The following is an 8,517-nucleotide window of genomic DNA, read 5'->3' as shown; positions in this document are numbered from 1 at the left end:
TTAGGGCTATGACCCGTTGCGTAGTTCCATCGTACCGAGGCGCTCATTTTTTTGCAAAGCTGATAATTAACGCTCTACAGGAATGCTAACGGGCAAGATACTTGAATAAATACGGAATTCTATAATGAGAATCGTATTCGATCAGGAGGATCATTAAATGAAAAAGCGGAGATAAAAATCTCCGCTTTTTTGAACAGATTCAATTGTTTATTCTTCAGCTGCCGCTTAATGAAGCACCTTAGGAAAACCTTCACGCCATGAAGCGAACCGCGGACTCCAGCCATTCCGAAGTGCCTTTGCATTAAGCGCTCCACGTTCTCCTCTCACGCTTCCTGGCATTGTCTTGGGTTCAGGAGCGTTAAGGGCTTTCGCATAGACAGGCACCCATTCAGTACCCGCTGCTGGATCGCTATCCACAATGTTATATGTTCCTGTGGGCCATTCCAGTGCCAAAACAGCTGCAACTGCGGCGTCTTCTGTATGCACAAAAGAAGTGACGCCGTCAGTAGCAGGCAAGTTCCCAAGCCGAACTTGCTCTGCGAACAACCCATTCGAATCGTACCAGGTCCTTTCACCGTACAGCACGCCATATCTAAGAATGACATGCTCCAGCATTTCCGCAGCGGCGGTTTCTAGTGCATGAACACCATTCACGCTTGTGAGTTGCGGTTCAGGAGCATCAAAGTCTAGTGGACAATCCTCCGTTGCCGGCCCTTCTCCAGGCGCATAGGTCATTGTAATGCTTTGCGCGATCATCCGGCGAACGCCAGCGGCGAGCGAAGCATCCACTAAGTTTCTCGTACCTTCCACGCGAATTCTTGCATTGGCGAATGGATCCAAGGCCTGCAGCGAAGTCAGTTGATGAATTACCACCTCTGGCGACGTTTCGGCAAGCACTTTGAACAGATTCTTGCGATCATATACATCGGCTTGGACGAATGAAGCCCCATCATTCTTTAAATTTTCTGCATGCTCCGGGTTGCGTATTAACCCAATCACCTCATGTCCCTTTTGTACTAGCATTGGAATGAGTACCCTCCCGATGACGCCACTTGCTCCAGCAACTAAAATCTTCATTCGTTACTGCCTCCTTTATCTATTTTTATTTAAGACAATTCTGCTATAACATTTGTGACATTAGATGCGACAAGCGCTAAATTAATATGCTTACGGGAAACGATAGGTGAATACTAAAAGGGCTGCCTGGTGGTAGCCCTTTTTCATTAAGTTCAGCTTTATCAAACTTTATTTTAAAAACACTTGAACTCCTTAACGAAAAACCAAGGGTTTGTAGCTTTAACATTATCAGACTTTAATATAAAGCTTTTACACGAATCCATTCATGGGCTTTTTTTGTTCATCTAGCTGTCGCACTTCATATTACAATCCGTCTAACAAAAATAGGGAATGAAAAACATGCCAGATAAATCCAATAAAATTGATCGCCGTATTATTCGCAGCAGAATTGCTTTAAGAGAAGCATTGCTGGAAATCATGACAAAGAAGTCTTTCAACACCATATCCATAACTGAAATTGTCGAACTTGCCAATTATAATCGGGGAACCTTCTATTCCAATTATGAAAGCAAGGAGGCATTGCTTGATGATATTGTCAATAATTTAATTCAAGATTTAATCCAATCTTTTCGCGCTCCATACGAAAAAGTTGAAATATTCCGTGTTAACGAAATACCTGCTGCTTCAGTAATGATCGTTGAGCATGTTTCCCGAAATGCTGCAGTCTATTCCCTCTTGTTGAATAGCGATTGGCTTCCAGAACTACAAAAAAAGATGTTTGTTTCCCTAAAACATATTGCCTTGGAAGATATCATATTTCCAGATGATGGAATTGACCATGAATTATTTACGATTTATAACCTTCACGCAGTATTAGGTCTTGTTTTTCACTGGATAGAAAGTGGTTATAAACATACGCCCGATTGTTACATGCACCTTCGCTGAGTAAAAACATTTTATTTTCAAGAACTGTTCAATATGTTCGTTATTGTTTAGGCTTAGCAAATCCAATACTTTTTACTTTCTTACAGCTCATACTACTAGTGAAAATGTATAGAGCGAAGTGTTCTGTCCTGAACCTGTAGGTTCGAATAGTGAACCATCATACCGTTCTGTTATTTCCTTCCCTTTAAAGGTTCTAATTTATAGGCTTTTACGTCTCCTATCTCCGATTTGATACTGCCCTCGTTCCGAATGACGACCTCTACGCGAAGTTCGGTCTCAAGTTTAGGATAGATGTCATCCCGCCATGCCTTTAGCTGTGCATCTGACATTTGATTGCGAAACCGCTGTCCAAATCCGAGGATATCGGAATGGTTCGTCTTCAGTTTTTTAGTCAGAAGATCGAATCTTTTTTTCAGCAGCTTACTCAGTTCCTCCTCGATAACACTTTGCATCGTACCTTCCTTCATTTCTTCAATCGTAACGACTACCTTTAGCTTGCTGCTCACCTTTGGAGTTTGCTCAATTCCAGTCGCTTTCATTTTTACATTTGCATCTACTACAAGCACGCTCGCGTGATTCATCACTTCCATGTGCGCGTCGTCATATTTACCTTGAAATATGTTATAGAGCAACGTTTCATCAGGCGTAATGCTGTCCACCATTTTTTTCTCATGCAGAATGGCGGAACCTACGAACTGGAACATCGTTTCCTCATCTTTGTTTAGAATCGGAATAGCGATATCCTCGGTGTAGAAGTAAAGCGCCCGGTAAACCTCCCAAATCTTCGCCGTTGCAATATGTGGCGTCCATCCCGCCTGTTTGCTGAAGAAATCAGATAATCCTTGGCCAGCCTCTTCTCCGTCTTCATCCATCGAGCTCAAAAATTTGCTCATATCGCTTCGCACGATGGCTACCATCGCTTTAGGCTGAATCGAATTTGACTGCATCGCGTACTCGACGATGTCCCTAAGCCCTTCCTTAGCAAGCGGTTCACTAATTAAAATGAGCTTCAGGTGCAGCAAATCGATATCGTCCGCCATCTTCATTCGTATTCGTTCGATCGCTTGCCCGATTGTTGGAGCCTCGGCTTGCACGTAGCGGATATTCGTGCTCGAATTATGTGGTTCGGGAATACGTAGCCCTACTTTGTAATTGTGATTCTCATTCTTGCTGATCCCGAGCGCAATGGGCAGCGCACGTTTGTTAATGTCCTTGCTGTCCCAACAGGCGGAGAGCAGCAGTAGCGGAAGTAGAACTAGGAGCAGGCGGCTTTTCATGCAGTAGTCCTCCTTCTATGTATAAACGTGAGGAGACTGAGCAGGCATGGAAACGCAATAATGGAATAAAAGCGAATCACAGTATCATTGAACAAAAGCCACTCAATTTCATCCCAACTACGAATCAAATTGCCGCCGACATAGCAAACAAGCGCAACGCATATCGCCAATTTATTGCGCGAGATAGGCAAATATAATTTTTGCAATATCAAAGAAGAGACCCAAATTAATAATGAAATGTACATAATGACGAAGCTGAGCGTGACGGCAACATAAAAGATCGTCACTCTTTCAAACACCAACCAATACAGATCAATGGTTTCCATCGCTTCAATCATCGGAAACAAGTATTTCGAGACCGGTTCCTGTCCGAATACCAGCAGTGGAAGATAAATGGATATAAAAAACAATGGAACGATCACGATTGCAAATATTTGAAGGTACCTCCATTTCTGCGGTACCTCAAGCGGGATATACGGTCGAATAAATCCCAATACCAAATAGCCGCCGAAAGCAAAGAAACTCGAATGAAATTTGGGTGATTGCAGAAAAGAGAAGGAATTAGAGGGGCTGATAGGCATCATATTTGGAAGCTCGATGTTTTGTAGCGAGCTAATAAAACAAAATATAATGACTGGTATGAATATGAAAGCGACAACGCAGGACGCTCTCAGGATAGCCGAAATATCCGATAACGCGGCAAACAGACTGATGCCGATTAAGAGCATGAGTACCCAGATAGGCATATTCGGGCACAATACGATCGTTACGATTTCGACATGGCTGCGGATTAGCAGAATGATGCATGTGAAAAAGTGGAAGACGATCGGCAAAAGAAGCACCCTGGAAACCCAAACGGAAGCCGTGACATTAATAATTTCGATGACGTCGAGCTTCGGAAATGCGACGAGAACACGCAAATAAAGCCATAGTAATAGAAACTCTAAGATACACCCTATAAGAATAGGCAACCAATGTCCCTTGCTGGTGCTCTCGAATATATTCTCGGGATACACCAGGAATAGAAGGCTGATGTGAATCATGATAAAAGTGAAGTAATGCGCAATTTTCCCGATCATTAGGAACCTCCTTTCTTGGGATGAAGATTGAAATAAGGAATTCCGAAGATCTCTATACGAGCCATGTAAATACAAAGGATAACCATGCCGATGACAAGTCCCAAGAAGCCGAAAATAGCGGACAAAAGCAAGATTCCGTATTTGCTAATTCGGATGAACGTCATATTTTGGATACCGTTAAGCGAAAAGTTCGCTATCGTCGTGGCGGCCAGCACGATCGTCAGCATATTGCTGACGAGTTTAGCCTGCACGATTGCTTGACCTAAAATAACACCGCCGACCATGGTGATTGTCGGACCGATGCTTTTGGGCAAGCGGACAATCGCCTCCACAATCAGCTCGAGAATAATAAGCAGGAATAGGACCTCCAACAAAGCTGGATAAGGTACGCCTTCTCTGCTCGCCGCGATCGACAAGGCCAATTGAATACGTAATACCTCTGGATTAACGGACACGAAGGCTACGTACAAACCTGGGGATACGACGCCGATCGTAAGCCCGAACACACGGAGGATGCGGACAAATGCCATAAAAACATATGGAATGTTATAGTCTGCCTTTATCGACCAAATGTCCGTTACGAGCGCGGGTACGACAATCGCATACGGAAACCCTTCCAGAAACAAAACGGCTTTGCCTTGATTAAGATGGGTTTCCGCTTCTGAAGGCAGCTCGGTCGTAATCGTTGTAGGAACAATGCTGAACTTGTCCTGTCCCAGTATTTTTAGAAGCTGCTGTATATTGTTCGCGTTCTTGCTTTGACTTGAACTCAGGCAGTCTACGATATCCGATAGCAGTTGCTCGTCAATTGCTCCCTCTATATGGCACAAAGCGATCTTTTTCTTACTGCTCAATCCTAATTGATACGATTTAATGATCAGATCCGGCGATTTCATCTGGAATCGAAGCACCCCGAGATTTGTCTGATAGTCCTCAATGAAACCTTGCGTAGGCGATTGGATCGCGTTCTCATTTTGCGGCGTCGAAATCGTTCTAGAAATCTTCTGGCCAACCGGATCGAAGGCTACTGATCCGTCTTCCATAAAGCAAACGATTCTGCCTCCAACAATCGCATCAACGATATCGGAGACAGATAGGTCTATGGATAAATTTAACTGTCCTTTCAAAAGCTCTTTCCAGTCCTCTTCTCCCTCTGAGAATAGATGGATCGCTTCGTTCGTATTCGCAATGTCGACCAACGTGACAAAGTAGCAAAATAGATACCGTTTTCCTTTGATTATGCGCTGCTCTTGCCGGAAATCCTCATTGGCTTGGAAGCTTTCCATTTTATTTTGAATATCTTTTGGGAAAATATCGTTTATCCTCATTAGATCACCTATAGGATAATTTGTTCTTTATTGGTGGATTTATTCAGTAATTAGCGAAATAACGACGGATGACCAAATAAATGTATTACATTAACCTTCCAGATTGTTAACTATTCCGGACAATGCTTTTATAACTGGAATACGTCGTATAGAAGTACCCGCCATAAATCAGAATAATGACGACGGCCAGCAACCCTGCTGACGAGCCGAGGACGCTTCTGTTATGTGTTGCGAAAAAATCATTCATGATTCTTACTCCTACGATTGTATGCATAACAGCAACCGCAAATGGAACAAAAAAATAAATGAAGGTTTGCTTGAATATCGTTTGGTTGATCATTTTGTCCGTCGCACCGATCTTTTTAAGAACGCGATACCTGTGCACGCTGTCACTCGCCTCCACCAATTGCTGCAGAGCCAATACCACCGCGCTGGACATGAGAAACACAAGTCCGATATAAAGGCCCAGAAAAGTAAGGAATGCGGAGATGCCATAGGCGACTAATACCGCTTTCTCTTTCGTATACACGTCGATCTCCACATCATTATCGGAGAATTGCTTATACAAGTCCGTGTATCTCTCCTCAAAGCTTTCGATGTCGCCTCCATGAAGCTCGATATCGAGCGCGCTGAAAGATACCTTTAATTCGAGTGCGACGCGATCCGGAACCACTATATAAAAGAAGTAGGGCCAATAAGGCGCATTAACAATGTTTTCTTTAACTGGCTTCGTATGGCTAATCCGCAACGACTCTCCATTCACCGTCACGTTCTCAAGATTTTCCATGAATTTTACGAAGTTGCTGCTGAAGTTACCGTAATTGGATATGATCATTGCCGCTTGGTCGTCTAAATCGATGGCATCCTCCTTAACCAAAGCTCTGATTCGATTGTAATCGGACAGGCGGACGACACCGATCTCCCCGTTCAAGAGAAGCTTGTCGGACTTGTCGTTCTCATCGAGGTACTGTCCCATCATTTCCTTAATCGATATGCCGAGGGTATAGACATTAAAAAATTCGTGTTTCTCTTTATGCTCAAAACGGAAATCCGCATTGTTCAAGGCTTCCTCGATATCAGGAATTTCCTTGCCCTGCTCGATCCACCTGGTGACCATCGACCCGCTGAAAGGCGCCATACCTTCTGCCGTTTTGTCCACGTTAGCCTTGTAGTTGATAACGACGAACAAAGACAGAAGCGTTACGAATAACATCAACGATATAACCGTCATGGAAACGAAATTCGTATTGATTTTGTTGTGGACTTGACGCAAGACAAACATATTTAAATTTTTGAAATAAAAATTTCGATTGCGTTGCAAAAGAAGCAGGAAAAATCCCGCCAACCCTAAAAATAGCATCATTGTCCCCACTATACCTAGGAGCAAACTTAATATGAAAATCGAATTATATGGATCTAATCCGGTAATAATGGCTATTTTATAGGCAATCCCCAATAGTATCACGGAAATAAGAAAAACGATGATGGATGCCCATGCGTTTTTGACTTTCAACTCCTCGTTCTTCTTCGCCGCATTCAGCAAATCGATCAATTTGACTTTGGAGACAATCACGTGGTTGAATACGATGACCGAAGCGAAAATAAGGCCAAAATACAAACATGTTTTTGCTATTGCGCTATAGGAAATGACGAATTCGTAGACATTCATCTTAGCATTGAATAGGCCGGCAATCAGTGTAGAGAAGCTCTGCGAAACCGCAATTCCGAGTGTTAGTCCAATTCCAAGCGCCAAGCAGCCGATCAGGAATGTCTCGAGCACGAGGATGAATGATATTTTGTTCCTGCCCATCCCTAGCGTCATAAAAATGCCGAGCTCTTTCTTGCGCCTTTTGATCAGAAAGCCGTTGGCATAAACGATTAAACCGCCTAAAACAAACGATACGCCTACGGAAATAATGGAAATGACGCCTGCGATCTTCTTCAAGTAGTCGGCCGAGCTTTGGTTCATCTGCAATACAGATTGTTGTGCTTCGAGAGAGTTGAAGCTGTAAAAGAGGCAGACGGCAAATGATAGCGTCAAGAAATAAATGGCATAGTCCTTAAAGCTTCTTCTGACGCTGCTCCACGCTATTCTAAAGTACATCGCTAACGTCGCCTCCCAATAAGCTTACAACTTCGATGATTCTGCCGAAAAACTGCTTCCTGGAATCATTCCCCCTGACGAGTTCGTTAAACACTTTTCCATCCTTCATGAACAGAATTCGATTGGAGTAGCTTGCAGTAAAAGCGTCATGCGTAACCATCAAAATGGTTGCCTGAAGCTCCCGATTGAGCTTCTCGAATGATTCCAATAAAAGCTTTGCCGACTTGGAATCCAGAGCGCCAGTCGGCTCGTCAGCCAAAATCAGCGACGGATTAGTTACGATCGCCCTTGCGGAAGCAACGCGCTGCTTCTGGCCGCCAGACAGCTGATAAGGGTATTGTCCAAGTACCTCGGCGATTCCTAGCTTGCCGGCCACCTCCCGGATGAGCGAGTCGATCCGCTTCGCTGCCTCGCCTTTGATCGTCAGAGCCAAAGCGATATTCTCGTAAGCCGTCAGCGTATCCAGAAGATTGAAGTCCTGAAAGATGAAGCCTAGTTCGTTGACCCTAAATTTCTCCAAGCGAGCTGATTTTAGATCGGTTATATCTTGTCCGTTGATGAAAATATGTCCCGTCGTCACCGTATCGATAGTCGAAATGCAATTGAGCAGAGTCGTCTTTCCACTACCCGATGCGCCCATGACGCCTATGAATTCACCTTTATTCACTTTAAAACTGATATTATCGATCGCTTTCGTAATATTGGCTTTTTTTCCGTAATATTTTTCAATCCTATCGACGTTCAATATTGGTTCCATGACCATATCG

General features: G+C 43.7%; 7 protein-coding genes. 1 reads left to right on the top strand and 6 read right to left on the bottom strand.

What is annotated here, in order from left to right; genetic code table 11:
• Nucleotides 1-225: 225 nt before the first annotated feature.
• Complete coding sequence (locus FHS16_RS29190; protein ID WP_183570883.1) at nt 226-1,077, bottom strand: NAD-dependent epimerase/dehydratase family protein; 852 nt, start codon at nt 1,075-1,077, stop codon at nt 226-228.
• 339 nt (nt 1,078-1,416) lie between these two features.
• Here FHS16_RS29190 and FHS16_RS29185 point away from each other — a divergent pair, with 339 nt between their 5' ends.
• Entirely contained in the window at nt 1,417-1,962 is a 546-nt protein-coding gene (locus FHS16_RS29185; RefSeq protein WP_183570881.1) for a TetR/AcrR family transcriptional regulator, read from the top strand.
• Between the two features lie 170 nt (nt 1,963-2,132).
• Here FHS16_RS29185 and FHS16_RS29180 read toward each other — a convergent pair whose 3' ends face one another.
• The 5 genes from FHS16_RS29180 to FHS16_RS29160 all read right to left on the bottom strand — a co-directional run bounded on the left by FHS16_RS29180 (nt 2,133) and on the right by FHS16_RS29160 (nt 8,507).
• Nucleotides 2,133-3,239 (bottom strand): Ger(x)C family spore germination protein, encoded by a 1,107-nt coding sequence (locus tag FHS16_RS29180; protein WP_183570879.1) that lies wholly within the window; start codon nt 3,237-3,239, stop codon nt 2,133-2,135.
• A complete protein-coding gene (locus tag FHS16_RS29175) occupies nt 3,236-4,318 on the bottom strand; it encodes a GerAB/ArcD/ProY family transporter (protein WP_183570877.1) in 1,083 nt (360 codons plus the stop codon). Before FHS16_RS29175 ends, FHS16_RS29180 begins: the two co-directional genes overlap by 4 nt.
• Nucleotides 4,318-5,646 carry a spore germination protein gene (locus FHS16_RS29170; protein ID WP_183570875.1) on the bottom strand — a complete coding sequence of 443 codons (1,329 nt, stop codon included), beginning with the start codon at nt 5,644-5,646 and terminating at the stop codon, nt 4,318-4,320. Before FHS16_RS29170 ends, FHS16_RS29175 begins: the two co-directional genes overlap by 1 nt.
• Before the next feature lie 106 nt (nt 5,647-5,752).
• Nucleotides 5,753-7,750 carry an FtsX-like permease family protein gene (locus FHS16_RS29165; protein WP_183570873.1) on the bottom strand — a complete coding sequence of 666 codons (1,998 nt, stop codon included), beginning with the start codon at nt 7,748-7,750 and terminating at the stop codon, nt 5,753-5,755.
• Entirely contained in the window at nt 7,740-8,507 is a 768-nt protein-coding gene (locus FHS16_RS29160; RefSeq protein ID WP_183570872.1) for an ABC transporter ATP-binding protein, read from the bottom strand. Before FHS16_RS29160 ends, FHS16_RS29165 begins: the two co-directional genes overlap by 11 nt.
• Between the last annotated feature and the right edge of the window lie 10 nt (nt 8,508-8,517).

It is taken from the genome of Paenibacillus endophyticus (assembly GCF_014192395.1).
GTDB classification, from domain to species: Bacteria; Bacillota; Bacilli; order Paenibacillales; family Paenibacillaceae; genus Pristimantibacillus; species Pristimantibacillus endophyticus.
This window is presented reverse-complemented; position numbering and strand designations above follow the sequence as displayed.